Source organism: Erythrobacter colymbi (assembly GCF_002155685.1).
Classification (GTDB): Bacteria; Pseudomonadota; Alphaproteobacteria; order Sphingomonadales; family Sphingomonadaceae; genus Erythrobacter; species Erythrobacter colymbi.
In genome coordinates this window covers 14,711-38,309 of the sequence record NZ_MUYK01000017.1, presented here as the reverse complement: position 1 = coordinate 38,309, position 23,599 = coordinate 14,711, and the positions used below count along the sequence as shown (strand labels likewise).

Genomic DNA, 23,599 nt, shown 5'->3' with positions numbered 1-23,599 from the left:
TCCCCGACCCCCTGAAGAGAAAAGGGGAGGGGGAGTGATGGGGGTGGATCCGGGGAAGTTCTCACCGGGCCACATCCAGGAGAATGACGATGGAACAGATGATTGCCCTTTCGAAACTGCGCCACTCGGACAGCAATGTCCGCAAATCCGGCCGCACCGATATCCCCCAGCTTGCTGGCGATATCGAGGCGCGCGGTCTGCTGCAGAACCTGTGCGTGACCGCTCTCAAGAAGCCGCGCGGGCACTACGCTGTCTTTGCCGGTGGCCGGCGCCTCGAGGCCTTGCAGCTGCTCGCCGGAGAAGGCCGCATCGACAAGGACATGCCGGTGTCATGCAAGGTGCTGGAAGGCGATGATGCGATCCTTTCGGAAGCCTCGCTCGCCGAGAACTTCCAGCGCGTGAACATGACGCCGACCGATGAGTGCCGCGCCTTCCAGCACTTCATCGGCGAGGGCTGCGATCTCGACGCGGTTGCCAAGCGCTTCGGTGTCACGCGGCGGTTCGTCGAGGGGCGTCTCCGGCTCGCGGGCCTTGCCGATCCGGTTTTCGAGGCACTCGCCGAAGGTCGCATCACCCTCGACATGGCCAAGGCCTACGCCACCACGGCAGATCAGGCCAAGCAGACCCGGGTATTCGAGCAATACGGCACCTACAGCTACACGACGCCCGACCAGGTGCGCCGTGCGATCGCCGGCGATGCCCTCAAGGCGACCGATCCGATCGCCAAGCTCGTCGGCGAGGATGCCTATGTCGCAGCCGGCGGGACGATCGAGCGCGAACTGTTCAGCGAGAATGGTGACCGCTGGACCGATCCCGAGATCGCGCAGGGTCTGGCGGCTGCCATCATGGAAGCCGAAGCGAAGCGGCTCGGCGAAGAGCAGGGCCTGGCATGGGTGCGCCCTGTCGCGGCCGCGCACATCTACAACGCCACCGATGGCCTCTACCGCGTCAACCTGCCCAAGGCCCCGATGACCGAAGCCGAAGAGGCGCGCGCCGATGCCATCCAGACCCGTTTGGAAGAGATCGGCGACGAACTCGACAGCGGCGAGGTCGACGATGAGGCGGGCGCGGCGCTCGAGGCCGAATACGACACGCTCGAGGACGAATGGAACGAGCTGCAACGTCGGCCAACGGTGCTGCCCGAAGATCTCAAGGGGCAGATCGGGACATTTCTGACCCTCGCATCGGACGGCAAGATGGTGCTCGAGACGACCTATTTCAGCGAGACCCCGATCCGCGGCCCTGAAGACGAGGCCGACGGTGCCAGATCGCGCGGCAGCAAGGGTGCCACTCCGCCGCCCGAGAAGATCGCGCCCGGCGGCAAGCCTCTGAGCGCCAGACTGTCGGACGAGCTCGCAATGCAGCGCCGCGACATCCTCGCCGCTGCGATCCTCGCTGACCCCGCGCTGGCGCTCGATTACGCGCTGTTCGCCATGATCGACGGCAACCGCGGGTTCGGGCGTTACGGCACCACGATGAAGGCCCCGCGGCCGAACGATCCGGTAATCGGTATGGACGGCGAGCCGACCCAAGCCCGGATCGCAATCGAACAGGCGCGCGATGCGCTCGATGCGAGCTGGACCGAACCCGGCGATGTGGTGTCGCGTTTCGAGGCCTTTCGCGCGCTCGATGACGGTGCCAAGGCCGGTTGGCTGGCGCTGATGGTCGCAGGTTCGATCGAAGCGAAACCGGACTATTCGGACACGACCAACCCGCTCCACGCGCGCCTCGCTGCAATCCTCGAGATCAACCCTGCGCAGTGGTGGCGGCCGACCTCGGCCAACTTCTTTGACCGGGTCTCGAAGGGGACGCTGCTCGCGCTCCTCGGCGATATCGGTGGCGAGACGCTGGCGGGCCGTTATGCGGCATCCAAGAAGCCGGAGGTCTCCGCAGCCTGCCAGAAGCTCTTCGCCGGCGAAGCCATCACCGAACCGGCGATCAAGGACGCTGCGCTGGCTTGGGTGCCAGGGGCGATGCGATTCGACATAGTGGGTGCCGAACCCGTCGAAGACGACGACGAGCACGCTGGCGATGACCACGAGGATCCGGAGGACGATCCCGCTGACACCTGTGGCGACGATCAGGACGACTTCGAAATCGAGCACCCCGACGAAACGCTCGAAGCCGCCGAATAACGCTCTCTCCTGGGCGTCCCTGCGGGCAGCTCGGCTCCGGCCGGGCTGCCCCTTTTTTCGTCATCGCCCGTCACGCGGGCCATTTTCGACAAAGGACCACATCATGGCCAAACCCTTTTCACGCCGGACAGCCGGCAAAGGAGCACGCCGCGACATCGCCGCCGAAATCACTGCCCTCATCCTCTCCAAGCTCGAACAGGGCGTCATGCCCTGGGTAAGGCCATGGAATGCCACCCAAGGCGGCGGCAGACCTCTTCGCCATTGCGGCACCGCCTATACCGGCATCAACACCCTGTTCCTCTGGGCCATGGGCGACGCCATGGGCTACAGCAGCCGCTACTGGATGACTTACCGTCAGGCCGAAGCCCTTGGCGGGCAGGTGCGCAAGGGCGAGACCTCCTCGCTCAGCGTCTACTACTCGCAGATCAGTAAGACCGAGCCGGACCGCGTGACCGGCGAGGATCACACGCGTGCGATCCGCTTTCTCAAGGCCTACAACGTCTTCAACGCGGATCAGATCGATGGGCTGCCCGCGCACTACTACCCGGTGCTGTCGCCGCCTGAAGATCGGCCGGAATCCGTACACCGCGCAGCGATTGATGCCTTCTTCGCAACGCTTCCCATCGAGGTGCGGCATGGCGGCAATGCCGCGTTCTTCTCGCCTGCCGGCGATTACATCCAGATGCCGCCGCGCGAGGCGTTCCACTCCGACGATCACTATGCCAGCACGCTGGGACACGAGGCGGTGCATTGGTCGGGCGGGAAAACCCGGCTCGAGAGAACGTTCGGCAAGCGGTTCGGCGACAAAGCCTACGCCTTCGAGGAACTGGTGGCCTCGATCGGCCAGTGCCTGATCTGCGCCGATCTTGGCCTGCCGGGCGAACTCCACGACAATCACGCCAGCTACATCGGGCACTGGCTGGAGATCCTGAAGGGGGATTCCTCCGCAATCATCCATGCCGCGGCCAAGGCCGAACAGGCGTTCGGATACCTGAAGGGCTTCAGCAGCGAGGCCTCTGACGAGCAGTCCGAATCGGCGTCCGAGAACAGCCCCGCGCTCAAGCGCGCAGCATAGAGGGGAGGGGGAAGGGGGCAGGCGTCCAATCAAGGAGAATTCGGATGCCTTCCACCCTCCACCTCGACCTGCCCTTCCGTTTTCAGCGCGCGCTGCAGCCGGATGGATTGCGCGTCATGCAGACCTGCAGCGCTGCACTAACCGATGCTCTCAACGATGCCCGGCGGGCCGGCTGCGATCCCGAAACTGACCCGGCTGTCCTCCTTCTGGGCCGACATCTCGGCAGGGTGGCTGCAGGCGAGTGTCCTGAGAGGGGGCATCCCGAAGATGATGATCTGCGCAAGGCGTGCGAACAGCGGATCGCGGAATTGCAGTCTGCACCGATCCTCGTCCCACTGATCCAACGCGGCCTTGGCTGCGATCCGGATCTCATCCGGGTCTACAAGTCAGCCGCGCGCGAATCCTTGCGCTACCTCGCACATACGCTGTGCCTCGATCCCGCCAACTACAACATCCAGCTGGACCGTCACTTTACGGCCGACAACCCGGCAATCAGCCTCTTTGCCGACAGATTTTGCGTCACTATCGACCCGTGCCGGATCAATCCCGGGCGAGAGATCGGGTGGGTGCGAACCAATGGGCGCGACGGTCCCTGGGCGGGGCGCCAGCTACGCGGCCCCATCGATCTCATCTCCAATGTCACCCGCTTCGCTGCCACAGTGCGCCGCGACTGCCACCTCCACCAGCCCGCCTGAAGCGGGCGCAATCGAAGGAATTACACATGGGTTGGCTCTCAATGCCGCTCTCGAGCATGCACCCCCACAGCACGCCCAAAGAGTATCTGGACGCGCAATTCACCTTCGAGCACGCTTACGACGCTGAAGGCAAGCGGATCGAGGGCGGAGTGGCTAATCCGCTGCCCGCGGGAGTTTCCACGCGAGGGCTGCGGGTGATTGCCTCATCCTGTCTGCGCAACAAGGTCTGGTATGCGGCCATAGCTCCGCTCGAAAACGGCAAGGCCGGGCCGGTGTTCGCGGCCGTCGTACTCGTGCGCTGGAATCCGCGCGCCAGCGATGGATACGTGTTCGCCTACAAGGACATGGATGAAACTGCCGGGCCATTCGAGTGCGAATGCCCGGAGCGCATTCTGCGGCTGCTCGATCCGACCGAAAATCATGCGGCTCTCGTCTGGCGCCGCCGCTGCATCCGCAATCTCATGCGGGAAACGCGCAAGCTCGAGGACGGAATGCAGATCCGGCTGCCGTCGAAGATCAGATTCACTGATGGCTATGAAGGCGACGTGTTCTTCATCCGCAAGCAAGGCCGCAAGACGACGCTCGCCCTCACCGCCGATGGGCCGCCTTGCTACCGCATCGGGAATCTTGCGCGTATGAACTTCACGATCGTACCGCAAACCCGCGTCCACAAGACTTTGTTCGGATAAACGCGCCATGACATGCCATCCTCTCACCCAGACCATATTCAGCCCACGGCGAGGCGATCTGTGCAGCCGAGAAAACGCTCACCGCGTCGCTGAGCGGCTCTTCGCACACAAGCACCGTCCGGTCGCGATCATCCGTACCGGAGACCCGATCAAGCCCTTCCACGTCACCGACGAAGAGGCGTTTGACGCTCACGTCGAGGTAGAGCTGCGCGCATGAGCAGACGCCGAAACAGCGTGTGGGCCATCACCGTGTCAGCGGTTCTTGCTGCCCTCGGAGGTTGCACACAGGCTGCGGCACTCCCGCCTGCAGAGCCTGTTACCGGCTGCAGCGTAGCAGACGGCGATACACTGCGATGCGGCGACGAACGGGTCCGCTTGCTCGCCATCGACGCGCCGGAAAAACCGGGCCAGTGTCGTCAGGGACGCACCTGTGCGCCGGGCGATCCGTTCGCAAGCGAACGTAACCTGCGTGACGCCGTAACTTTCACAATGACGATCCGGCGCGTGGGCACCGACCGGTTCGGACGGACTCTTGCGCTTGTCGAGGCGCGAGGCCGCGATTTGTCGTGCCATCAGCTTGAGAGCAAGGCCGCCATCTACAATCCGCGATGGGATAACGGCGGCTTCGTCGGGGCCATGTGTCCCGAGGCCGCCGCACGCCAGACAGTCAGTCGGTGAGCTCGGGATCCAGATACCAGGACGGGCCTTGCGCAAAGTCGCGTGTCACGGCCACCAGAGGCCCATCGGGCTCGCTGGCCACATAGGGACGCACCTGTGGCATGACCGGCGCGCGGCGCTTGAACAGCTTGCCCGCCACACGTCCACGCGCCTCGAGCAATTCCTCGAGCCACATGAGGTCGTCGAGCATCTGGACAATCCCACGGCCGGCGAGAATGAAATAAAGGCAACGCTGATAGTCGTCACAACGGTTGCCGAGGATCATCGACAACTTGAGCTTTGCACCGGGCTCGCCCTCGTGAACCCACTGAACCGCCTCGCGCAGCTCGACCGCAGCATAGTAACCGTCATTGATTTCGGTCCCGATAGCGGCCGCCGCGAGCATTCTCCGGGTCGCACGGTTGTGAGGGTCGAGGCTGGCGTCACGCAGGACCAGATCGAGGTCGAAGCGGCCGACAAGATTGGATGGCTTCATGTTGAACGTCTCCTTTGATGGGAACATAGAGTGAACACGCTAGACCGTCAAACGCAATTGCAGTAGGTTACATTGCATGTGGCTCGTCCCTCGACATTCGAGAGGCCTCACTCTCAGAACGCCGGTCCCGGACGTTGTCCGCGACGCGCTGGTGCGCTGGTATGAGGGGGAGGGGAGCGAAGCGGACCACCGCGCCAGCGTCACTATTGTGACCAAGGCCCGGACACATGGGCAATGGATCGCCTGCAGCTGCATCGGAGACACCGACCCGCCGCCACTGATGTCGGCCGCATACCTTTCCGAGGCCGAAACCTATTACCTGCGCCGTCTGACCAGCAAACGGCAGCGCCGGCCCGAACATGCGGCAGACTGTCCCTTCTTCCGCGAACAAGCTCCCCAACGCTTCCGCGAGAAGAGCTCAGCCGAGGCGCCGGATATCGATGTGCCTGACGGGCTGTTCATCGCGCACCGTTTTGCCCCAGAAAGACTCGCCGAGGCGCCCGCAGACAGCGAGCCCGACGATCGCAGCCGCGGGGTCACCATTCCGCGCCTGGCCCGCCTTCTATGGCAACTGATGGATATGGCTCACGTCAACGAGGTCCATCCCTTGCCAGAGCACCGCGGACGACGCACCACGATGGCCTCGGAATTTGCACGATTGCGGCATGCGTCAACGCGGCTCGAAATCGCACCCGGCATCCCGCTGTCCGCACACCTCTACACCCATATCGACCCCTATGAGCGCAAGGCCGTCTTCGCGCGGCTGCGCAAGGCCGCGAAAAGATGGCCCGAAGGCCTCGCGCCGCAAGCTTTCCTTGCACTCTATGCCAACGACATTTCGGGAACGACGCTATTCCTGGGGCAGGGCAAGGAACTCGACCTCAAGACCCGCGTCAAATACACAGGATCGCTGATCGGGCCGCCGTATCTCGTGCTGGTCGTCGTCGGAGAGCACAACCCGCGCGACGGCTATGCCGCGCTGCGCGCTTTCGCGCAGCCGCTGGCACGCACCTCGGCCTTTATTCCGGTACACAACCAGTATGAGCGCAAGGTCGCCTGCGAACTGCTCGATCTCCAGTATCACCTGCGCCGCCGGGGCATTGCGCTAGGATTCAAGCGTCCGCTGTTCGATCTCCCCTCATCCGTCGGCACCGTCCGGCCAGACTTCATTCTCGACATCCGCGACAACACAACCGGAGAATTGATCGAGACAGCCCTTGAGGTCATCGCGCGCGAGGATCCCGAATACCTTGCCGCCAAGCGGCACCAGCTCCAAAGCCTAAGCAAGGCGGGCCGGGTCATCGCTGCGCGCGCAGGCACCATCGATTCCCACGGGACGGCAGCGATCCTCAAAGCCAACCTCGGAATCGGCTGAAAGGGGAGGGGGAAGGGATGGGTCAGATCCAATGAGGAGATGGCCAAATGCCCCAATTTCACCCGATCGAGCGGCCCCAGAGCACCATCTGGGGCAGTCCAGACACCGCAACGCAGCTTCTGCCCGGCGTCTGGGAGGTCCACACCGCCAGTCACGGCGGAATGATCCTCTCCGAAGAGCGCCAGGCCGCGATGCCCGAGGCACTGCGGCTAGAGGGCATCTCATACGAGGAAGACGTCGATTGGGCGCTCGTCGTGCTCGCCTTCGACGCGGAATTCAGGCGACTGCCTGCCAGAGGCTTCGACCTGCTGGTCGACAACGCACGCGCAAGCGTAAAAGCGTGGCACCCTGACCGCTTCACCGCCTTTACGGGTGAGGCCGTCGAAGCGAAGGACAGCCACGTTCTGCGCCGCCGGGAGGCTGTCAGCGCGCAGATCGGGAACTATGTCGTGGTCAGCGCCTCGGGCGATTGGGCCGAGTGGGTGCCCGAGGGCAAGGTCGGTGTGGTCGCCCGCCGTGTGGTCCGGGTCGATGCGATGGGTCATGCCATCTACGAAGGCGATCCCATTCATGGCCTCGTCGACAAGGCGAATTACGACAGCAGCCGCCCGGTCAACGGGTTCGACGAGATCGGCGCGATACCGATCACGGCCGCTGCCCCGGCAACGAAGGAGGTCGTGCTGTGACCCAGCTCGAACCCTGCCGCGGCGCCCTAACGGAACGACCGCGATGCTCGTTCTCAGCACAGCGCACATGTCGCCGAAAACAGCGTCGTCATGGATCGCAGACTGCCCATGGGCCTGCTTCGACAAGGGTGAATGGGGTTGGTTCATGTATGTCTGCGACGATGCCGGCATCACCGAGGCCGAGGGCGTCCCATTAGAGATCCGTTCGGCACTGCATGTTGCGCGGCGCCTGCGCTGCGAATGGATCATGTGGGACCGGGATGGCCCCGTCATCGATGAACTGCCCGAATACGATTGGGGCAGTGTCGACGGACATGTGACATGAGCAGTGCATGGACATCGACAGCAGGGAGGCCGCGCCAGCGCGATGTACTGCAGGCCCCAAGGCGACCGGTGGTCCTCGCTTACGGGAAGGGCGTAGATTCAACCGCGATGATGATCGAGCTGGTTGCGCGCGGCGAGGCACCCGACCTTGTGCTTACGGCAGACACCGGCTCCGAAAAGCCCGCCACCTATGCCTATCTCGACATCATCAAGCCATGGATGGAGCGCCACAACCTCGATTTTCGGATGTGCCGCTATCAACCCCAGCGATTCAAACACTGGCCGCCCTACGCGACGATCGTCGAGAACGTGCTGACGAACGCAACGCTGCCGTCGATCAGCCTGGGCCGTCATTCCTGCAGCCTCAAATGGAAGGTTGCTCCGCAAGACAAGTTTATCGCCAGCTGGCAGCCAGCGGTGGACGCATGGCAGCGCGGCCAGAAGGTGGTCCGTCTGATCGGCTATGACGCATCGCCAGCGGACACCAGACGCCATGCACACGCGCTTACCATCGCGAGCGAGCAGTTCGAGTGCCGTTACCCTTTACGGGAATGGGGCTGGTCACGAACCGACTGCATCGCCCGGATCGAGGCCGAAGGATTGCCGGTCCCGCCAAAATCGGCGTGCTTTCTGTGCTGCGGCTCCAAGCCTGACGAGATCCGGGAGCTCCCCGCCTGGTGCTTGCGGCTCATCGTGCTGGTCGAGGCGCGAGCAGCTCCGAGGCTACGAACCGTCGAAGGCCTCTGGCGAAGCTCGACCCGCACGCGTCCGGGCCGGATGACCGACTTCATACGCAGCGAGCGCCTCCTGGAGCCCGAGGAAATCGACCGGATAGAGTGCGAGGCCCCGAGCGCCCTGATGCTCTTCCAGGAGGCCGCCGCCAAAATCCCCCTGCCTGAACGGCCACACCTTGCAGACTGGATCGACCAGTTTCAACTGCAGCTGGAGAATATCGCATGACAACCGAAACAGTGTCGCGGAGCGAGCGCATCGCCCGGCTCAACGATCGCGCACGTTCCGGGTTCGACCCGAGCGCCCGCATCATGTTCACCCGCGGCTGCCTGGACTGCTTTTGCAGTGGAGATACGCCAAGCGGGCTTCTGGCCCAGGCCGAAATGATCAAGACCATGCGCCGCCATCGCTTCGAGAGCGACACCTACGGCGAGCGAGACTTCGGCAAAATGACCTTTCGGGGCGAGACGCTGTTCTTCAAGATCGACTACTACGATCTGGATCTCACCTATGGCTCTGAAGACCCGGCCGATGCATCGATCACTACGCGCGTGGTGACAATCATGCTCGCATCGGAATACTGATCAGATGCACAGTGGTGCAGGCACGATCCGCCCGATGATTAAGTCCTAACCCATAACACCTATCACGCGAGGACGACATGAGCCGCCGAGATATTCCAGTGAGACCTGACGCAGCGCCCGTTGCGCGCGTGACTGTGGGCTGGGATCGCCCACTGGGAACATTCTTCGCTCAAGCTGTCGCAATCGACGAGGAGGGTGAAGAAGAAGTCATCGTATGGGAGGGATCGTATCCAGGTGAACTTCCGACCCCGCGAAGCGCGATCGCTGTCATCGAGCGCTATTGCGATGTGCCGGAGTCTCTCGTGCGAGAGTTGGAAACCGACCGGCTCGCCACTCTCGCGCAAACTGATGGTCCGAACCAGCAGGCCGCAAAGCGCGCCCTCATCATCGGCGAGGCCGACCCGCCCCGGCCCAAGCCGGGCACGTAAAGGGGAGGGGGAGGGGGCTTTTGATCCGATGAAGGATCAAAGGAGACCCCAAGATGCCCATCATCATCGACATCGGTGTAGCCCCGGCGAACGAGGATTGCGCGCAGCTCGGCATCACGCCGGACTTCAGCGCGGCGAACCGCCTCGAGGTACTCGCCTACCGCGCAGCGATCATCGCAGTTCATGGTGCCCCGCCCGAAGGCTGCAAACTTGAGCACAAGAGCAGCCATCACGATTTTGGTACGTTCTGCTCGCTTAGGCTCATCATCTCGGACGAGGCCCCGGTCGGCGCCGCACATGCCTATGCAGCGGCCGTCGAAAGCGGTCTTGGGCACTGGACCGAGGCCGCCATGGCGCCCCCGATCACCTACCGCGACAGCATCGCGCGCTGGCACAAGCGCACCGCCTCGGACGTCGTATTCGGCGTGCTGATGAGCACCCGGCCGGACGATGACGGACACTTTCGCATCGAGGCCTTCGCCACGATCCACGCCAACCTCTCGGCAGCCTACGAAACGGAGGCAGCGCGCTTCGCCGCCCTTCAGGGGGAACTCGCATGATCGGCACAGTCGACCCGCAAACTGCCACCGCTCCGCGAGCCGAGGCGCCGAGGCTGATGCTCGCAGCAGTCTGCGACTGCGCCAGAGCCTACGACATCGCGACGATCACCATAACCTACGATGGCGCTGGTGATGAGGGGCAAATCGATCGCGTCTCGCTGGCGGGACCGCCCGCCGACGGCGAAGCCGCTCCCGAGATCGCGATGCCCCATGTGCAATGCACCTCGTGGACAGTGCCCTACCGCGGCGACGTCTCGGAAATCGAGACCAGTTTAGAAAGCGCAATCGAGGATCTCGGATACGAGTTTATCGCCCAGTACCATTCCGGTTGGGAAAACGGCGAGGGCGCCTTCGGCGAGCTCGTGATCGATGTCGTCGCAGGCAAGGCGACGCTCGAGCACAGCACGCGGTTCGTCGATACCGACTGCTCGAGCTACGAGTGGGGGTGCTGAGCCATGTCCCACTGTTACTACCATGCGCTGTCCTCGGTGAAGCGCTGGGGCGGAACCGTCGAGGACTATAGGCCTCTCCATGACTGGTTCGACCAGTCGAAGGCAATCATCGCCGACCCGCGCCACAGGGCGCTCAGGCACCATGCCGAAGGCATCTTCATGCTTGAGGCCCTGTTCGGGCAGACGATCAGCAACAGCGAGGGTCGCATCGTGCCCGTTCGCCTCATCGGCGAGCAGCACGTCATCGAAGATCTCGGCCACATTCCCTCGTTCGCCGATTGGGCCCGGGAAATTCGCCCGGCGTCGTGGATGCTGCGCGGCAATCCGAAGAGATCGCCTGGTCTCGTTCCCACGATTGTCAGCCTCACGGCAAAGGAGACCAGCGATGTTGACGGATAGCGAACGCTTCGCCTTTGTTCCCTATCGCATCCACGTCTTCGAGACGAGCGGGAACGCCTACGACGCAGTCCAGACCGACGAGCGGATAGCGACAGGTGATCTGCTGCTGATCCTGGACGAGGCCGTGGTCGGAATTGCGATGACCTGGCCCTTCGCCGTGACAGCCGAAGCAGCTCACCTGCACCAGGTTGCGCCGAAACCGCAGGATAGGCTCAGCGACCTCGCCGCGTCGTTCGGGGTCGAACCCGCTGCCATCGAACGAGCCGTAAAGCTGGCCCGCCAGCTTGGCTTCCCGATCGAACCGGCGCTGCTCGCGCTCGCATTGAACTAAGGATAACCGCAACGAGATCGGCGCGCCCACTGCAAAGCTGGAAAGGCAGCAGGCCGCCATCCGTGCATGGGTAGCGAGGACCTCCTCGAAGTCCCGGCCAAGCCCTTGACCCTGCTTGCAGGTCAGTTGACCGACCCCGTGCGCCCCATGCGAAACACGTCCCGCCACGAGACAACAAGACCTTGCATTGCAATCGTTTTTAGATTCAAGTCCTCTAACATAAAGGGGCGCATCATGGAGATCGTGTATCACTTCGACACGGCAAGCGCAGCGTTGCGCGCTTGCGAAAAGGGGGATCTCGTCACCGGGTCGGTGCTGGTCATCGAATCCGATTGCATCGTCGCATTGGCAAGCGCCGCGCCACATGCGATCACCGAGCATACAGGCCCGTTCAAGCCGTTCTTCGGCAAATACCGCAGCGCAATCCTTGCCGAGAGCCGTCATGGCGCCAAGGAGATCCGAGCCGGGGTCGACGAAGCTTACCGGCACGGTTTTCCGGTGCCCGAAAACCTCGTCGACTTCGCAACGCTCCGCTCGGAAATGTCCCCTTGCGCCCGCGAATTCCGCCTCACCAGCGATGAGGTTCTTGCTCTCGTCGAAGCTGCGGAAGCGCGCTCGAGCGAATTCAGGAACCGACTTGCGGGGGCAACACCAGCCTCCGACGCTGGATCAGTCCTGCGGCGAAGCATCGCGGTGCTCGCCAGCGCCAGGTGCAAGCTCCTCGACAGACCGCTTTGAGACGCTGGCAGGGCAACGCCCCGGTATGCAAACCTGAAAAACCGTGAACCCCTGAAGTGATCCCATTGGCGCGCCTGAAGCGCGGCCAAAGGAGGGCGCGCGGCACGCGCGCCTGCTCGTCCCGCAAGCGGGCCGAGGAGAGGAGGGGGGTTGAGAAGGGTGTCGAGGACAGGGTGTCCGAGACGCAATCTCAGGAGAAGCATCATGAACATCGGTTCCATCAAGCAGAACGACAGCGGCGTTTTCATCGGCCGCGTTGACACCATGGCGGTCGCGATGACCATCGCGCTCAAGCCGGTCGCCAGCAACAACCCCAAGGCCCCGCGCTTCGAAATCCATGCGCTCACCCCGGCCCGCAAGTGGATCCAGGTCGGCGCGCTGTTCGAACTCTTCTCGAACAACACCGGCGAAACCTTCCTCAACGGCAAGATCGACGATCCGTCGATGACCGCTCCGCTTCAGATCTCGGCCTTCCAGCAGGACGACGGCAGCTACAACATCGTCTGGTCGCGCCCCACGCGTCGCCGCGACGTCACCGCCCAGCTCGCCGCCAAGCAGGACGAACTGCCCGACTTCGACACCGGTGGCGCCCCGCCTCCCGAAAGCGGCGTCAGCGCCTCCGACGGGCTCGGCGAATCCACCGCGGAATTCGCTAGCTGAGACCAGCTCCCCCAGCGCAAGGCGGCTCCCAGTCCTCCGGCCGCCTTGCGCCCCCTCATGGGCCCGTCTTTCTCCCCCCCCAAGAGACGGGCCCTTTCTTTTGCAAGCACGGCTCCACGCCTGCCCTTCGAAAGGACAACCCATGACCATCATCACCGCCATCATCGATGTGTGCGAACACACCGGAGTGCCGGGAGACGCTTCCATCGAAATAACCCCCATCGGGACGATCGGCGGGATCAAGCTCGCAGACGGCCGACTGGTTCGCCCCTGGATCACATGGGAAATTCAGGAGACCGACGGAACACACCGCGATCTCACCTTCGACGAACTGAGCGCGCTCGGCTTTGTCCCGACACTCGACAAGACAATCGGGATCGAAATCCCCTGAGAGACAGGGGCAAGTGTCGAAACCTCAATGGAAATTCAACGCGAGCTACGAATTCGTGCTCGGCAAGGGATGCCGCGCCGAAGGCCGCAGGGCGCTTAACAAGATCGAGCTTGGAGGCGGCATCCTGCTGCGCGAAGACGGCGTACATGCTGCCATCGCCGACGTCCTTTCGTTCATTCGCGATGCGGACGACAACGGCGACGTGTCATTCTGGGCGCCGCCCGGATCATCCCAAAGCGAACTCGTTGCCGAAGTCATTCGCGGCCGAGCGGCATGGAAGCCGCAATTCAAACGCTGGTTCGCACCGCCCGTCCATGCTGACAATCTGATCGAAGAGCTCCGGGAGTCCTTAGAGGGCTGCACCGCGCGCTTCGCGCCCTGCAAGGAGCATATCGATGCCCGATATCCTCATCCGCATCCCCAAGCGCTTCATCGACGATCACGCCGAGCGAGAACTGCCTACGCCGATCGTAGTGCGGGAAACATCGTCGCACTATTTCGTCGATCCGGCAGACGACGCGATCGAGGAGCTCATCAACGACGCAGAGCACTACGTCGATGGGCTCGATGAGGCACCACGCGGCATCGTGGCGTCGGCAAGAGCAACTCTCCAGGCGATCGGCGCGTTTCGCAATTCATGATGCGCCGCCTTCGGCGACGATTTCCGATCGCCAAAGATCAGCATCGATGCAGACCGACCATCCCGGACGTCGAAGGAGGCAGCACCGCAGTCCCGCCCCTGCCCAGAGGAGAAATCTGCGTCTCGAAGCGAGTGATCTCGCGCCTTGGCATTCGAAGACGTCACCATCCTCCCCGCGTGTAGATTGGACGTCGACGGGAGACTGGCCGCATCTTCATGCACACGCAGCACGATCCCATGCCGATAGCGGCGACATGCGCAACCCGGCATCCAAGCAAAATCAGGTAGCGCATCCTGCCGGACTGCCGCCGCAGCGCATCGCTTTGTGACGAGGGCTCGGCAGACCTGCGTGCTTCTGTCCGGCATCACGGGCGATGGCGACTCTCGCGGCGAGCCTGTGCACGACGAGAATGTCGTTGTTCAGTTGGATTGAAAGCCCCGTGTCCGGCAGCACGCCCGCCGCCAGTGCCCCTGCCTCTCTGGTCGGGCTCTGGAACAACCCCAAAGCTCCGGGCCGTGTTGCTCGCTAAAGCGAGCTGCCCGCACCACCCCGGATTTTGAGGTTTCCCGCGCGCGATGCGCGAGGTGTTCCAGCCTTCCCGCCGAGGCTCGATGAGGGCACCGGCGGACGAGCCGTCGGCCACAAGGAGGCTTTATCATGAACAACGTCAATCTCGTCGGTCGTCTCGCCAAGGACCCCGCAGCCCGCGACACCGGCGAAACCCGCGTCACCGAGCTAATCCTCGTCACCGAGCGCCCCGTCATCCGCGACGGCAAGGTCCAGAAGGACGCGGAAACCGGCTACGCCCTCAAGGACGCCGAGTTCCACAAGGTCACCGTCTTCAACGGCATGGGGCTGCCGCTGCGCGAGCACAAGAAGAAGGGCGACCAGCTCGCCGTCACCGGGCGCATCCACTACTCGCGCTGGAAAGACGCCGACGGCACCGAGCGCTTCGGCACCGAGATCATCGCCGAGAACGTGATGTTCATCTGATCCCGCAGGGGCGGCACTCCGGTGCCGCCCCTCGCTTCGCTCTTACCGGAGAACGACCATGCCATCGCTTGCGCCTATCTGTGTCCCAATAATGCACTGAGGCATTAACCCTGCACATGAAGAATGGCACCCGTCGGATCTATCTTTGCCCCCCTATGGCCGCAGCTGCACCTCAAGTGCTGCGCAACCATCTCGAGCTTCATAGAAATCGATCTGGCGAAACATTGATCGCGCAGCTTCGATGCTGGAACGAGCACAACTCTGCGGCACCTGCGGCATTCGATCTGCGCGTTGAGCCCATGCCGAACCAGATCGGCGACCGTGTCGATGCGCTTCATTCCCATAAGGTCGGTAGAACATAATAAGAACATGGCCGTCAATCGGCATGGCGAGCCATGAAGGGGGTAACGTCTCCCGACCTTCGGCCGGGACAGCGCTCTACTTCGCGACCCGCGCCGCGGCCCCGGCTGTGCCAAGGGTCGCGTCTGCGGCCCGCTCCACCGAGCCCCTGAAGGGTCTCGGCCCTTCGGGTGACGATCGCTGACGCATATTGCCGCGCACCGCGCTCAATCGATTTGTGAGTTGATCTATCACCGCAAGAACGCGCTGTATTCGACCTTGTAGTAACTCCCGAAGCCATACCCGTTCTCAACGAACTCGTACTTTCCCGCAGAAAAAAGCTCGGCTTGCCGCTCCAACAGGTCGCGCTCGGCCTCGACACGCCGAAGTTCGGCTGTACGACCCCACAGAGGTCCGGCAACCTTGATGAGCCAACCGCACAGAACGGCGCCAGCCTGAAAAATCGCCAACGGTATCGCGATGCCGAGCATGAATGCCCAATGCAACGCGACGGGATTGGCTTCGAAATAGCGCAAGCCAAAGATGGCGGCACAACATATCCCAACGGCCAGCAACGGCGGGAGAATGAACGAATGCGAGAGGTAACTGCGCTGCTCGATCTCGCGAAGCGTCGCATTGACCGCGACAGCATCACGCACGAAACGCCGTTCCTCAGCCTCGATTGCCAGCCTGACCAACTCGTCCTCGATCTCGCGCTCTAAACTCTCTTCGAGCGCTGCCTCTTCCGCCTCTTCTCGACAGCGACGCCGCTGATCGCGCCGCGCACGAAGCGCTGTAATGGATGAAGGCACATCATGTCGGCGCAGACTATTCATCGGTCACCAGCCAGCTTGCTAATCTTGCAGGCAAAAATCCTCTCGACGGTAAACGGCGTCAAGCCGGAACTTTTTTCCCAACGGCTCAACTAGGGCGATGATAACGTCTCCCAACCTTCGGCCGGGATCGCGCTCTACTCCGCGCCCCGCGCCGCGGCCCCAGCTGCGCCTGGGCTCGCGTTTGCGGCCCGCTCCACCGAGCCCCTGAAGGGTCTCGGCCCTTCGGGTGACGACCGCTGACGCATATTGCCGCGCACCGCGCTTTCGCGCTGCGGCCATGATGAGCGGGGCTTTTCCAGCGGCTCGGGCTTCGCCCGGGCCTTGCGTTTCTTTAAGCCCCGCCGGCCCTCGGTCCCGCCGCGCGCCGCACGAGCAGCAGGAGACCGGCCGACGACTTGCGCCGCCGCCTCGATCCCCGACATGCTCCGCGCGTGCCTGCCGCGGCTCCTGCGAGGGCCGTTCCTGTTTCGCTGACGCGGATTTCACCGCCGCCGCCCTGCGGGCAGGTTCGGCGGTCCCGATCGCGTATGCCTGCCGCGGCCCTGACGGTCCGCGCGCGCGGCACCCACGACCGTGAGCTTTATAGCCGTAGTTCGCGCATGCGCGCGAAAGCGCGGCATTCGGCAGCCTCCGGCCGGTCAAGGATCGGCCCAGGCTGTCGCTGCGCTTGCCTTCGCCGCCCGCGTGGCGGTGATGCCAGCTGCGCGGCATCATCCCTGACAGTCCGTCATCTGCCGAGCAGCCACGCTGAACGGCCTCCAAGATTGGGAGTGTTCCCGCTGTTAACCCCGTCGCCGGGCCGGGAGGGCGGGCCAGCAGGCTGGCCCGTCTGCCTCCCGTCTCTCGTGCTCGGGGGCGGGAACGTCTCTTCCACACACACAGGAACACCTGCCGAAACATATCAGTCTTCGGCGCTCGTCAAGGATCGCGGTCCCCCCAATTTTCCACCGGGTGACCGTGTCGCTACGCGCCGGCCACCCGGCAGAAAATCGGCTCCCCCGCGCCCGCATGGCGGCGGCGAGACAAGCTCGCCGTCCCTGACTGCACGCCTCCCGACTGATGGGTTTTCTGGGTTCCCATGGTGGGAACGATTTCAATCAATTGGAGGCTTTTATGACCAAGATTTCGAACCTTTCCGACCTCGCAATCCTCGCTGCCGAAATGCGTGCTGCCCGGATCGAAGCAGACATCGCCGATGAGTTCGGCCACGCCAACAACGGCGAATACGACGCCGCATTCATCGAAACGAGCGAAATGGCCAAGCTCAGCATCGTTGCCGAGCCGGAAAATGCCGACATGCCGGACGCGCACATGTCTGCCGCCGCCGTCGAACTCATGATGCAGACGATGTTCGACGTCCTACGCGATACGAGGATGCAGGAATGCGCCGCCGATCTCGCCTGGGGCTTTTGCAACAGCTTCCACATGGTCGCCAAGCGCATCGAAGGCCGCGAGGACGACGCGGCCAAGAAGCTCGGAGAGCTCGCCCGCAACTTCGACCCCTCGGAGATCTACGCCGTCGAACTCGAGGAAACGCAGCAGCTCTGCCAGACGCTCGAGGGCATTCGCGCAGCGCTCGAATGCATGCGCGATCACGCCGCCGAGATCTACCGCGTCGAAACAGGGCGGCCGTTCTCCACGGTCAAGGGCAGCAGGGTCTCCAGCAGGCTGACCGCTTCGGTGGTCGATGCCCGCGATTTCCTCGCCGGACGCGCCCAGCGCCGCCGCGAGCAATACGCCCCTGAAGGCCCGGTCGTCGCGTTTTCGGGAGGCGCTGAATGGCACGACGATGCGCTGATCTGGGCCCGCCTGGACAACATCGTCAAGCGCATCCCGAACATGATCCTCGTCACCACCGCCCAGAGCAGGGGCTGCGACACGATCGCTCGCACCTGGGCTGCATCTCGGGACGTCAAGGTCGTCGAGTTCAAGCTCGACACGAGGAAGGGCGGCAGCGCCGGTTTCGTCCGCAACGACCGGATCGTCGCCCTGAAGCCGGTTGAGGCAGTCGTCTGCGAAGGTTCGGGCATTCAAGCCAACCTCGCCCAGAAGCTGCGCAACGCCGGTGTTCCGATCCACATCCTGCGCCGCACCCAGCAGCGGGCAGACGACTTTGTCGCCAGCAAGCGGACCGCTCACTGAGCACTCAGGGAGGCTCCGGCATTCGCCGGAGCCTCCCTTTTTCTTCTGTCGTGCTCACACGGGCTCAGGGGGCATCGAGCCCCCGTCGCCCGTCGGGGAGGCTCGATCTGAAGATCGAGGAGGAAAGGGGGAGGGGGAGGGCTGCTGGGGCGGGGAGGGGTGTCTCGTGTCGTCCCAGTCTGACGGTTGCCCGCTGGCGCGCGTCAAGGATCGCCGGTCCCCCCAATTTGCTCCGCAAATCGGCTCCCCCGGCGCCCGCTTGCGCGGCGTTCCTGAGGGAACGCCCCTGACCCGCTGTCGAGCACCGTCCCTCGGGAACTCCCATCAAGCACAGGAGGTTCACATGGGAATCCAAGTCACATTGTATCAGGCACTGCGCTCTGTTAAGGTGCCCGCGAGCGACGCCGAAAAGTCGTCGAAGACCTCGAGAGCCACATCGCCATGAAGATCACCGAAGCCAACAAGGAACTCGTCGGAGAGCTGAAGAGCCAGCGCTGGGTTCTCGGCTTCCTTCTGATCGTGACGACGATCTCGGCGAGCCTGGGCGGATACGTCGCCTTTATCCTGAAATAACCCGGGGGCTTCGGCCCCTTTTTTCGTCGCACTCTCCGCAACAATACGGCGCGGCGCAGCTCGCCAGCGCATCGGCACATTCGTGCCTTGCTGGCATCGCCGCCGCGCCTGCCGCGGTGCATGATCCGAGGTCGACCGGCCGTGGTCGGCCGGGCTTGGGGCGACCGTCAGTGCGCGGGCACCGGCAGTCCCTTGCTGGTCTTGCGGACATGCGTCCGCGTCGCCTTCGCGCGGTCTGCCGTGCGCCCCGATCAAGCCCGTGAAACGGGCATCACAGGAAGTCTGCGGTCCCTGTAAGTAGGGCGATTGCGTGCATCCCTCCAGCTAGGTAACAACATTCGAGCAGCAATCCCGCCAGAATGCTGCTGAGACCAACTCTGCGTCTCGAAAGAGACGATCCTTGATGGCCCTGCACAGCGACCCGGCAGGGCCATCACTTTCGTCATCGTCCCTCGCGCCTGCGGTCGCCATGCGGCCCCACAAGAGGAAAGAGGGATGGGCTGAGCGTCCCATCAAGGAGTGCAAGCCCATGACCGTCACCTTCCAGCTGCGCGGCAAGACTACCCCGACAGTGAACCCTGCTGCTGTGACCATCCAGCAACTCGCCGCCTTCCGCACATTTGCCAAGGCCCATCGGTTCATAGTCGACATATTCGATGATGAAGATTTCAGGTACCTCGAAAGCGGTTTCGAGGCACGAGTCTGCCCATGGAGCTGGGCAACCCTTGCCAAGCTACACGGCGACCAAGAAACGGCCATTGCCGTAATCGAGGAAGCCCAGTTTCTCGTGCTGAAAGGATGCTGCTGGCGAGAACATGAATCTGAAGAGACAATGATGGCTTTGTCTTCGACGATCGATGGCGCGTGGCCCATGGATCTCAGCAACAGCAACGCCCACGATTTGCTCGACGCTCTCGGCAAGGATTGCGAACCGTTCGGGCACATCGAACTTGATGAGCTGCACGCCATCATCGCAGACCAACCAACCCGACGACACCTCGCCCATTCCGGGCTCGAATTCTATGTCGAACAGCTAGATCAGATGATCCGAACCGGCTCGCACGACAGCCAACATCTGGTCTGGTACTAGCTTCCATCGGGCCAGATGAGAGAGGCGCTGACGCTGTCAGCGCCTCTCTTCATTTGCCTTCACGGGCTGAAGCCCGCAGAAGCTTGTCAAAGAAATGGCTTATGCCGAAAGCCGCTTCTCGACCTCTTCAATGCCGAGCGCTTTCATACGGCCCAGGAGAGCATCGAGACGAGTCTGCTCGAGCTTCCCAAGAACGCTCTTTCCGATCGCGGTCGCGCGCTCTTCAGCATCACGCTCAGCAAGCTTCTTTTTGCGCTCCGCAAGCCTGAACTCCTCCTCCCGGATCGCCGCCCTTTCCTTCTCCAACTTGCTGGCCATGTTTCACTCCTGTTCCACCTCACGCTAATGACTATCGCCCGGTAAGCTGGAACGATCAAGGTGCCATATCGCATTGACAAGTGAACCGATCGCTACGGAGCGATCGATGATGAAGCGCCGGCGCCAAGGCTTGGCGCTTTTGGGGGTCGTAATTGCTGCGCTTGATCCTTTGCACAGCGGTTCTCGAAACCGCGCAGCGGCACCTCCACAGGATGTCCAGACTCACAACCGGAATCGATACCAGGACGCCGCGTAGGCCCTGTCACAGTCCCTAGGGAGATGCACACCCTATGCGGGGCCCGCGCTTGTAACTATCTGAAATATCGGATGTTGACCCCGGTGGACCGGTTGACCCCGGTCTACCGATTGGTCCCACAGTGTTAACATCCTGAAATGTGGAATTCTTTCCGGTCTGCCGGGGTTTGACTCCAGGAGCATGTATTGGCTTCCCTCGGCCTTCAAACCGAGGTATATGAAGGGCTCCTAAAGCCCCACCATCCGCCTCTTGAGGTGGATGATGACATGAGTTCCGAAAGACTCCCGCTCCTCTCTTTCCGATTGGAAAGCGAAGAGCTCACCGGAATCGACACGCTAGCGAAATTCCTCGGCTGCTCTCGGTCTGAAGCGGCCAGGCGGGCATTACGCGTCGGCTTGCCGCTGGCGCGTGCAGGCCATTCGATCGACGTTCGACGTCTCATCCTCCTCCTGGAATACACACAGGCTGCGGTCGATCTGATCGTCCATCGCGAACACGGCGATCTTGCCCCCGGACTCGAGCAGGTTGCTCACCAGCGCATGGAGGAATTTCATGCGCCGCGATGACATCCGTTTCAGCGGCAAGGGCGCAACGATTCAGCACCATTCCGCGCGCGGGAAGGTGACCCGCAACGCAGGCAACTTCACCCGCGGTTCGCAGCTCGTAACGCACGAGTTCTGGATGTGGTTTGCAGGGATCAAAATACCACTGCTGATATGGTTTCTGGTCTTCGCCCTGGCCCTGACGATAACGGTCAGCCTCTCGCTCAGCACCCCTGAGATTCACCTCGTTCTCATGCGCATGTATTCGGGCCTGTGGTCACTGATGCTGCTTGACCCGAGCAAGGTCATTCATCTCACCCTGCCCAATGGGATGATCCGACCCACCCTGATGGGCGCAGTGCCCTATGATCCCTACGTTGCTTCTGCCTCGGCCAAGGCACTTCGCTGTCTCCTCGGTTCTGCCTTCATGGCCGTGTTTATCGCCGCTCCTCTCAGTATCTGGTTCATCGAATTCTCCCGAAAGCGCGGCAAATCGATCCTCGAAGAACGGCACGAACGCGGCGCCATGCTTGTCGAACGCGAAGTACTCAGCCAGGAGGTGAAAGCGCATAATGGCAACCGCTTTGCCTACGAGTGTTCGCGCCTCGATCCTCCGATTGGACCGCAAGAAGCGATAGCGCTCTCCCGCGAGGCAAAACGCGCGCGCGGCATTCATCAACCTTACGTGATCGCCGGCATTCCCTACCCATGGCGGCTTGAGCAAAGCCACACCATGCTGATCGGCACTACCGGCGCGGGCAAGACCACGCAGTTGCGATCACTGGTCAAGCAATTGCGCGAGCGCGGCCACAACGCAGTGATCTTCGATCTGACCGGCGCTTTCGTTGAAGCCTTCTACAACCCTGAGAGCGACACAATCCTCAACCCGATGGACCAGCGCTGCGTGCCCTGGACCATCTTTAACGACTGCGAACTCTATGCCGATTTCCTGACCGCCGCGACGGCTCTCATCCCCTCTCACCCAGACGAGAAGGAGCCCTTTTGGCAGAACGCGGCACGCACGCTGTTCGTTGAAATCTGCATGAAGCTCAAAGCCGACGGCGAGATGTCAAACGCCGCCATTGCCCAGCACCTGATGACCGCCAACCTGAAGCAGATTCATGCCAAGCTGAAGGACACCGTCGCGGCTCCTTTGACGGCGGAAACTGCGGCCCGCATGGCAGAATCGATCCGGTCGGTGTTTAACACCAACGCCAACGCCATTCGGTACATCCCCGATCCATCGCCGGACAAGCCTGACAGCTTCTCAATCAAGGCATGGATCAAGGCATCCAAGCCCGGCTCGATCCTCTTCATTACGTCGAGCTATTCCGACATGAACTTCACCCGGATGCTGCTGACGCTGTGGACCGACATGGCCGTCACCGCGCAGATGACGCTCCCGCGCACGCGCGACCTTCGAACCTGGTTCCTGTTTGATGAGGTCAATGCGCTGCATGCCCTTCCTGCAATCGGCAATGGTCTCCAGACTGCCCGAAACTATGGCGGGGCATTCGTTCTCGGCATCCATTCCTTTGCCAAGCTGGAAGAGACCTATGGGGAGAAGGGGGCAACCAATCTTGCGGGTCTCGCGCGGACCAAACTGATCCTCGCCACGGCCGACTACCAGTCAGCCGAACGCTGTGCGGAGTTCATCGGCAACCGAGAGGTCCGGCAGATGGATGAAGCCTACAGCTATGGCTACAACAACACGCGGGACGCATCGACCCTGACCCCGCGCAAGGCAATCGAGCCGCTCGTCATCCCAGACGACATCACCAACCTGCCGTCGATGCATGGCTTCATCAAATTTCCCGACGGGTTTCCGGCGGCGCGGATCAAACTCCAATGGAAGGACTACCCTGAGGTCGCTCAAGGCTTCCTGAGAGTGACCAGGATGGAGCCTACGCCCTACAAGCCGCCAGAACCCAGGCGGCCGGCGAGCCGGCCGGATGGCGCGGAAGGGGGGAGCGAGGGCGGACCTGAGTCCTTGCCGCAGACCGGCCGCGTTGAGGTGGAGGAGGTCGAGAAGGCGGCCAGCGAGGAGCTGGCGAAGGCCGAGAAGGGCGACGAGCGGTCGGAAGCGGAAAAGGCTGCCGATGCGATGATCGTGCAGAGCGAGGTTGCCAAGGTCGTCGTGCCCGGCAACGACAACCCGGCAGAGGGGACCGTAAAGGAGGGCGATACCGGCGACGAGCAGCCCCGCACGATGGGTCTCTCCGTCATGAAGCAGCTGATGGCGATCAATGGCGATCAGACCGAAATCAACCGCGCGCAGGCCAAGGAGGCACTGACCGAGAAAACGCTCGGCAAGCAGGAGCGTGACCGGCCAGATGAACAGATCCTGCGGGAGACGCGGGAAGGGGCGGGCTCCGGGAATCCGGAGCAGGGAAAGGATCACGGCCACGAGGCTTCGAAAGACGCGCCCCAGATCGATGATGACTTCGGATTGGGCGACTGAT

General features: G+C 62.7%; 28 protein-coding genes. 24 read left to right on the top strand and 4 right to left on the bottom strand.

The features are described 5' to 3' along the window. Nucleotides 1-89 precede the first annotated feature (89 nt). The 5 genes from BZF57_RS18050 to BZF57_RS18025 all read left to right on the top strand — a co-directional run bounded on the left by BZF57_RS18050 (nt 90) and on the right by BZF57_RS18025 (nt 5,272). Nucleotides 90-2,135: a ParB/RepB/Spo0J family partition protein gene (locus tag BZF57_RS18050; protein ID WP_086740633.1), complete on the top strand. Its 2,046-nt coding sequence runs from the start codon at nt 90-92 to the stop codon at nt 2,133-2,135. A gap of 103 nt (nt 2,136-2,238) precedes the next feature. Further along, nucleotides 2,239-3,210, top strand: coding sequence for an ArdC family protein (locus tag BZF57_RS18045; RefSeq protein ID WP_086740631.1), 972 nt, complete (start codon nt 2,239-2,241; stop codon nt 3,208-3,210). Nucleotides 3,211-3,254: 44 nt separating this feature from the next. Next, on the top strand, nt 3,255-3,905 hold the full coding sequence (locus BZF57_RS18040) for a hypothetical protein (RefSeq protein ID WP_086740628.1): 651 nt from the start codon (nt 3,255-3,257) through the stop codon (nt 3,903-3,905). A 26-nt stretch (nt 3,906-3,931) separates the two neighbouring features. Beyond that, nucleotides 3,932-4,594 carry a DUF6927 domain-containing protein gene (locus BZF57_RS18035; protein ID WP_086740626.1) on the top strand — a complete coding sequence of 221 codons (663 nt, stop codon included), beginning with the start codon at nt 3,932-3,934 and terminating at the stop codon, nt 4,592-4,594. 375 nt (nt 4,595-4,969) lie between these two features. Then, complete coding sequence (locus BZF57_RS18025; protein WP_331710218.1) at nt 4,970-5,272, top strand: thermonuclease family protein; 303 nt, start codon at nt 4,970-4,972, stop codon at nt 5,270-5,272. On the opposite strand, the gene BZF57_RS18020 is transcribed toward BZF57_RS18025, so the two are convergent. Continuing rightward, complete coding sequence (locus BZF57_RS18020) at nt 5,262-5,747, bottom strand: hypothetical protein (RefSeq protein WP_086740624.1); 486 nt, start codon at nt 5,745-5,747, stop codon at nt 5,262-5,264. The two genes, BZF57_RS18025 and BZF57_RS18020, sit on opposite strands and share 11 nt — an antisense overlap. Nucleotides 5,748-6,027: 280 nt before the next feature. On the opposite strand from BZF57_RS18020, the gene BZF57_RS18015 reads away from it, so the two are divergent. The 15 genes from BZF57_RS18015 (at nt 6,028) to BZF57_RS17945 (ending at nt 15,041) form a co-directional block, all read left to right on the top strand. Continuing rightward, nucleotides 6,028-7,122 carry a hypothetical protein gene (locus BZF57_RS18015; RefSeq protein ID WP_086740622.1) on the top strand — a complete coding sequence of 365 codons (1,095 nt, stop codon included), beginning with the start codon at nt 6,028-6,030 and terminating at the stop codon, nt 7,120-7,122. 47 nt (nt 7,123-7,169) lie between these two features. Next, nucleotides 7,170-7,808 (top strand): DUF7007 domain-containing protein, encoded by a 639-nt coding sequence (locus tag BZF57_RS18010; protein ID WP_086740619.1) that lies wholly within the window; start codon nt 7,170-7,172, stop codon nt 7,806-7,808. A gap of 43 nt (nt 7,809-7,851) precedes the next feature. Beyond that, nucleotides 7,852-8,133 carry a DUF5983 family protein gene (locus BZF57_RS20950; RefSeq protein WP_143738564.1) on the top strand — a complete coding sequence of 94 codons (282 nt, stop codon included), beginning with the start codon at nt 7,852-7,854 and terminating at the stop codon, nt 8,131-8,133. Next, nucleotides 8,130-9,092 carry a hypothetical protein gene (locus BZF57_RS18000; protein WP_240506042.1) on the top strand — a complete coding sequence of 321 codons (963 nt, stop codon included), beginning with the start codon at nt 8,130-8,132 and terminating at the stop codon, nt 9,090-9,092. Before BZF57_RS20950 ends, BZF57_RS18000 begins: the two co-directional genes overlap by 4 nt. Next, entirely contained in the window at nt 9,089-9,448 is a 360-nt protein-coding gene (locus tag BZF57_RS17995; RefSeq protein WP_086740615.1) for a DUF3768 domain-containing protein, read from the top strand. Before BZF57_RS18000 ends, BZF57_RS17995 begins: the two co-directional genes overlap by 4 nt. A gap of 128 nt (nt 9,449-9,576) precedes the next feature. Then, the gene (locus tag BZF57_RS17990) at nt 9,577-9,876 is read left to right on the top strand and encodes a hypothetical protein (protein WP_240506041.1); all 300 of its coding nucleotides are present in this window, start codon (nt 9,577-9,579) and stop codon (nt 9,874-9,876) included. 53 nt (nt 9,877-9,929) lie between these two features. Beyond that, nucleotides 9,930-10,436: a hypothetical protein gene (locus BZF57_RS17985; protein WP_086740608.1), complete on the top strand. Its 507-nt coding sequence runs from the start codon at nt 9,930-9,932 to the stop codon at nt 10,434-10,436. 56 nt (nt 10,437-10,492) lie between these two features. Then, a complete protein-coding gene (locus BZF57_RS17980; RefSeq protein WP_143738563.1) occupies nt 10,493-10,888 on the top strand; it encodes a DUF6878 family protein in 396 nt (131 codons plus the stop codon). A gap of 3 nt (nt 10,889-10,891) precedes the next feature. Further along, nucleotides 10,892-11,287 carry a DUF6915 family protein gene (locus tag BZF57_RS17975; RefSeq protein WP_086740604.1) on the top strand — a complete coding sequence of 132 codons (396 nt, stop codon included), beginning with the start codon at nt 10,892-10,894 and terminating at the stop codon, nt 11,285-11,287. Continuing rightward, entirely contained in the window at nt 11,274-11,618 is a 345-nt protein-coding gene (locus tag BZF57_RS17970; protein WP_086740601.1) for a hypothetical protein, read from the top strand. The genes BZF57_RS17975 and BZF57_RS17970 overlap by 14 nt, the downstream gene beginning before the upstream one ends. Before the next feature lie 66 nt (nt 11,619-11,684). Next, nucleotides 11,685-12,356 carry a hypothetical protein gene (locus BZF57_RS17965; RefSeq protein WP_162291047.1) on the top strand — a complete coding sequence of 224 codons (672 nt, stop codon included), beginning with the start codon at nt 11,685-11,687 and terminating at the stop codon, nt 12,354-12,356. 204 nt (nt 12,357-12,560) lie between these two features. Beyond that, a complete protein-coding gene (locus BZF57_RS17960) occupies nt 12,561-13,016 on the top strand; it encodes a DUF736 domain-containing protein (protein WP_086740595.1) in 456 nt (151 codons plus the stop codon). Between the two features lie 142 nt (nt 13,017-13,158). Next, the gene (locus BZF57_RS17955) at nt 13,159-13,407 is read left to right on the top strand and encodes a hypothetical protein (RefSeq protein WP_086740592.1); all 249 of its coding nucleotides are present in this window, start codon (nt 13,159-13,161) and stop codon (nt 13,405-13,407) included. A 395-nt stretch (nt 13,408-13,802) separates the two neighbouring features. After that, a complete protein-coding gene (locus tag BZF57_RS17950; RefSeq protein ID WP_086740590.1) occupies nt 13,803-14,048 on the top strand; it encodes a hypothetical protein in 246 nt (81 codons plus the stop codon). A 657-nt stretch (nt 14,049-14,705) separates the two neighbouring features. Beyond that, nucleotides 14,706-15,041, top strand: a complete 336-nt coding sequence (locus BZF57_RS17945; RefSeq protein WP_206073299.1) for a single-stranded DNA-binding protein — start codon at nt 14,706-14,708, stop codon at nt 15,039-15,041. Nucleotides 15,042-15,631: 590 nt separating this feature from the next. Here the strand turns inward: BZF57_RS17945 and BZF57_RS17935 are convergent. Then, entirely contained in the window at nt 15,632-16,216 is a 585-nt protein-coding gene (locus BZF57_RS17935) for a hypothetical protein (protein ID WP_086740583.1), read from the bottom strand. 1,113 nt (nt 16,217-17,329) lie between these two features. Between BZF57_RS17935 and BZF57_RS17930 the strand changes: the two genes are divergently transcribed. From BZF57_RS17930 to BZF57_RS17925, 3 genes are all read left to right on the top strand, one after another. Beyond that, the gene (locus BZF57_RS17930) at nt 17,330-18,358 is read left to right on the top strand and encodes a DUF2493 domain-containing protein (protein ID WP_086740581.1); all 1,029 of its coding nucleotides are present in this window, start codon (nt 17,330-17,332) and stop codon (nt 18,356-18,358) included. 441 nt (nt 18,359-18,799) lie between these two features. Next, nucleotides 18,800-18,931, top strand: a complete 132-nt coding sequence (locus BZF57_RS21745) for a hypothetical protein (protein ID WP_276206648.1) — start codon at nt 18,800-18,802, stop codon at nt 18,929-18,931. Between the two features lie 529 nt (nt 18,932-19,460). After that, the gene (locus tag BZF57_RS17925) at nt 19,461-20,021 is read left to right on the top strand and encodes a hypothetical protein (protein WP_143738562.1); all 561 of its coding nucleotides are present in this window, start codon (nt 19,461-19,463) and stop codon (nt 20,019-20,021) included. A 99-nt stretch (nt 20,022-20,120) separates the two neighbouring features. Here the strand turns inward: BZF57_RS17925 and BZF57_RS17920 are convergent, their stop codons facing one another. Together BZF57_RS17920 and BZF57_RS21655 are read right to left on the bottom strand one after the other, a co-directional pair. Continuing rightward, nucleotides 20,121-20,339: a hypothetical protein gene (locus BZF57_RS17920; protein WP_086740577.1), complete on the bottom strand. Its 219-nt coding sequence runs from the start codon at nt 20,337-20,339 to the stop codon at nt 20,121-20,123. A gap of 639 nt (nt 20,340-20,978) precedes the next feature. Continuing rightward, nucleotides 20,979-21,149: a hypothetical protein gene (locus BZF57_RS21655; protein ID WP_240506040.1), complete on the bottom strand. Its 171-nt coding sequence runs from the start codon at nt 21,147-21,149 to the stop codon at nt 20,979-20,981. Between BZF57_RS21655 and BZF57_RS17915 the strand changes: the two genes are divergently transcribed. Then, nucleotides 21,148-23,598, top strand: coding sequence for a type IV secretion system DNA-binding domain-containing protein (locus BZF57_RS17915; protein WP_086740575.1), 2,451 nt, complete (start codon nt 21,148-21,150; stop codon nt 23,596-23,598). The genes BZF57_RS21655 and BZF57_RS17915 overlap by 2 nt on opposite strands. Nucleotide 23,599: the final 1 nt, after the last annotated feature.

Coding starts and splice junctions, on each gene's coding strand:
- BZF57_RS17970 (WP_086740601.1), top strand. CDS start 11,274: ATGTTGACGGATAGCGAACGCTTCGCCTTTGTTCCCTATCGCATCCAC.
- BZF57_RS17995 (WP_086740615.1), top strand. CDS start 9,089: ATGACAACCGAAACAGTGTCGCGGAGCGAGCGCATCGCCCGGCTCAAC.
- BZF57_RS17920 (WP_086740577.1), bottom strand. CDS start 20,339: ATGGCCAGCAAGTTGGAGAAGGAAAGGGCGGCGATCCGGGAGGAGGAG.
- BZF57_RS21655 (WP_240506040.1), bottom strand. CDS start 21,149: ATGAAATTCCTCCATGCGCTGGTGAGCAACCTGCTCGAGTCCGGGGGC.
- BZF57_RS18045 (WP_086740631.1), top strand. CDS start 2,239: ATGGCCAAACCCTTTTCACGCCGGACAGCCGGCAAAGGAGCACGCCGC.
- BZF57_RS18035 (WP_086740626.1), top strand. CDS start 3,932: ATGGGTTGGCTCTCAATGCCGCTCTCGAGCATGCACCCCCACAGCACG.
- BZF57_RS18010 (WP_086740619.1), top strand. CDS start 7,170: ATGCCCCAATTTCACCCGATCGAGCGGCCCCAGAGCACCATCTGGGGC.
- BZF57_RS20950 (WP_143738564.1), top strand. CDS start 7,852: ATGCTCGTTCTCAGCACAGCGCACATGTCGCCGAAAACAGCGTCGTCA.
- BZF57_RS18050 (WP_086740633.1), top strand. CDS start 90: ATGGAACAGATGATTGCCCTTTCGAAACTGCGCCACTCGGACAGCAAT.
- BZF57_RS17980 (WP_143738563.1), top strand. CDS start 10,493: ATGCTCGCAGCAGTCTGCGACTGCGCCAGAGCCTACGACATCGCGACG.
- BZF57_RS17975 (WP_086740604.1), top strand. CDS start 10,892: ATGTCCCACTGTTACTACCATGCGCTGTCCTCGGTGAAGCGCTGGGGC.
- BZF57_RS17960 (WP_086740595.1), top strand. CDS start 12,561: ATGAACATCGGTTCCATCAAGCAGAACGACAGCGGCGTTTTCATCGGC.
- BZF57_RS17950 (WP_086740590.1), top strand. CDS start 13,803: ATGCCCGATATCCTCATCCGCATCCCCAAGCGCTTCATCGACGATCAC.
- BZF57_RS17945 (WP_206073299.1), top strand. CDS start 14,706: ATGAACAACGTCAATCTCGTCGGTCGTCTCGCCAAGGACCCCGCAGCC.
- BZF57_RS17915 (WP_086740575.1), top strand. CDS start 21,148: ATGCGCCGCGATGACATCCGTTTCAGCGGCAAGGGCGCAACGATTCAG.
- BZF57_RS17985 (WP_086740608.1), top strand. CDS start 9,930: ATGCCCATCATCATCGACATCGGTGTAGCCCCGGCGAACGAGGATTGC.
- BZF57_RS17925 (WP_143738562.1), top strand. CDS start 19,461: ATGACCGTCACCTTCCAGCTGCGCGGCAAGACTACCCCGACAGTGAAC.
- BZF57_RS21745 (WP_276206648.1), top strand. CDS start 18,800: ATGAAGATCACCGAAGCCAACAAGGAACTCGTCGGAGAGCTGAAGAGC.
- BZF57_RS17935 (WP_086740583.1), bottom strand. CDS start 16,216: ATGAATAGTCTGCGCCGACATGATGTGCCTTCATCCATTACAGCGCTT.
- BZF57_RS18040 (WP_086740628.1), top strand. CDS start 3,255: ATGCCTTCCACCCTCCACCTCGACCTGCCCTTCCGTTTTCAGCGCGCG.
- BZF57_RS18015 (WP_086740622.1), top strand. CDS start 6,028: ATGTCGGCCGCATACCTTTCCGAGGCCGAAACCTATTACCTGCGCCGT.
- BZF57_RS17955 (WP_086740592.1), top strand. CDS start 13,159: ATGACCATCATCACCGCCATCATCGATGTGTGCGAACACACCGGAGTG.
- BZF57_RS18000 (WP_240506042.1), top strand. CDS start 8,130: ATGAGCAGTGCATGGACATCGACAGCAGGGAGGCCGCGCCAGCGCGAT.
- BZF57_RS18020 (WP_086740624.1), bottom strand. CDS start 5,747: ATGAAGCCATCCAATCTTGTCGGCCGCTTCGACCTCGATCTGGTCCTG.
- BZF57_RS17930 (WP_086740581.1), top strand. CDS start 17,330: ATGACCAAGATTTCGAACCTTTCCGACCTCGCAATCCTCGCTGCCGAA.
- BZF57_RS17965 (WP_162291047.1), top strand. CDS start 11,685: ATGGGTAGCGAGGACCTCCTCGAAGTCCCGGCCAAGCCCTTGACCCTG.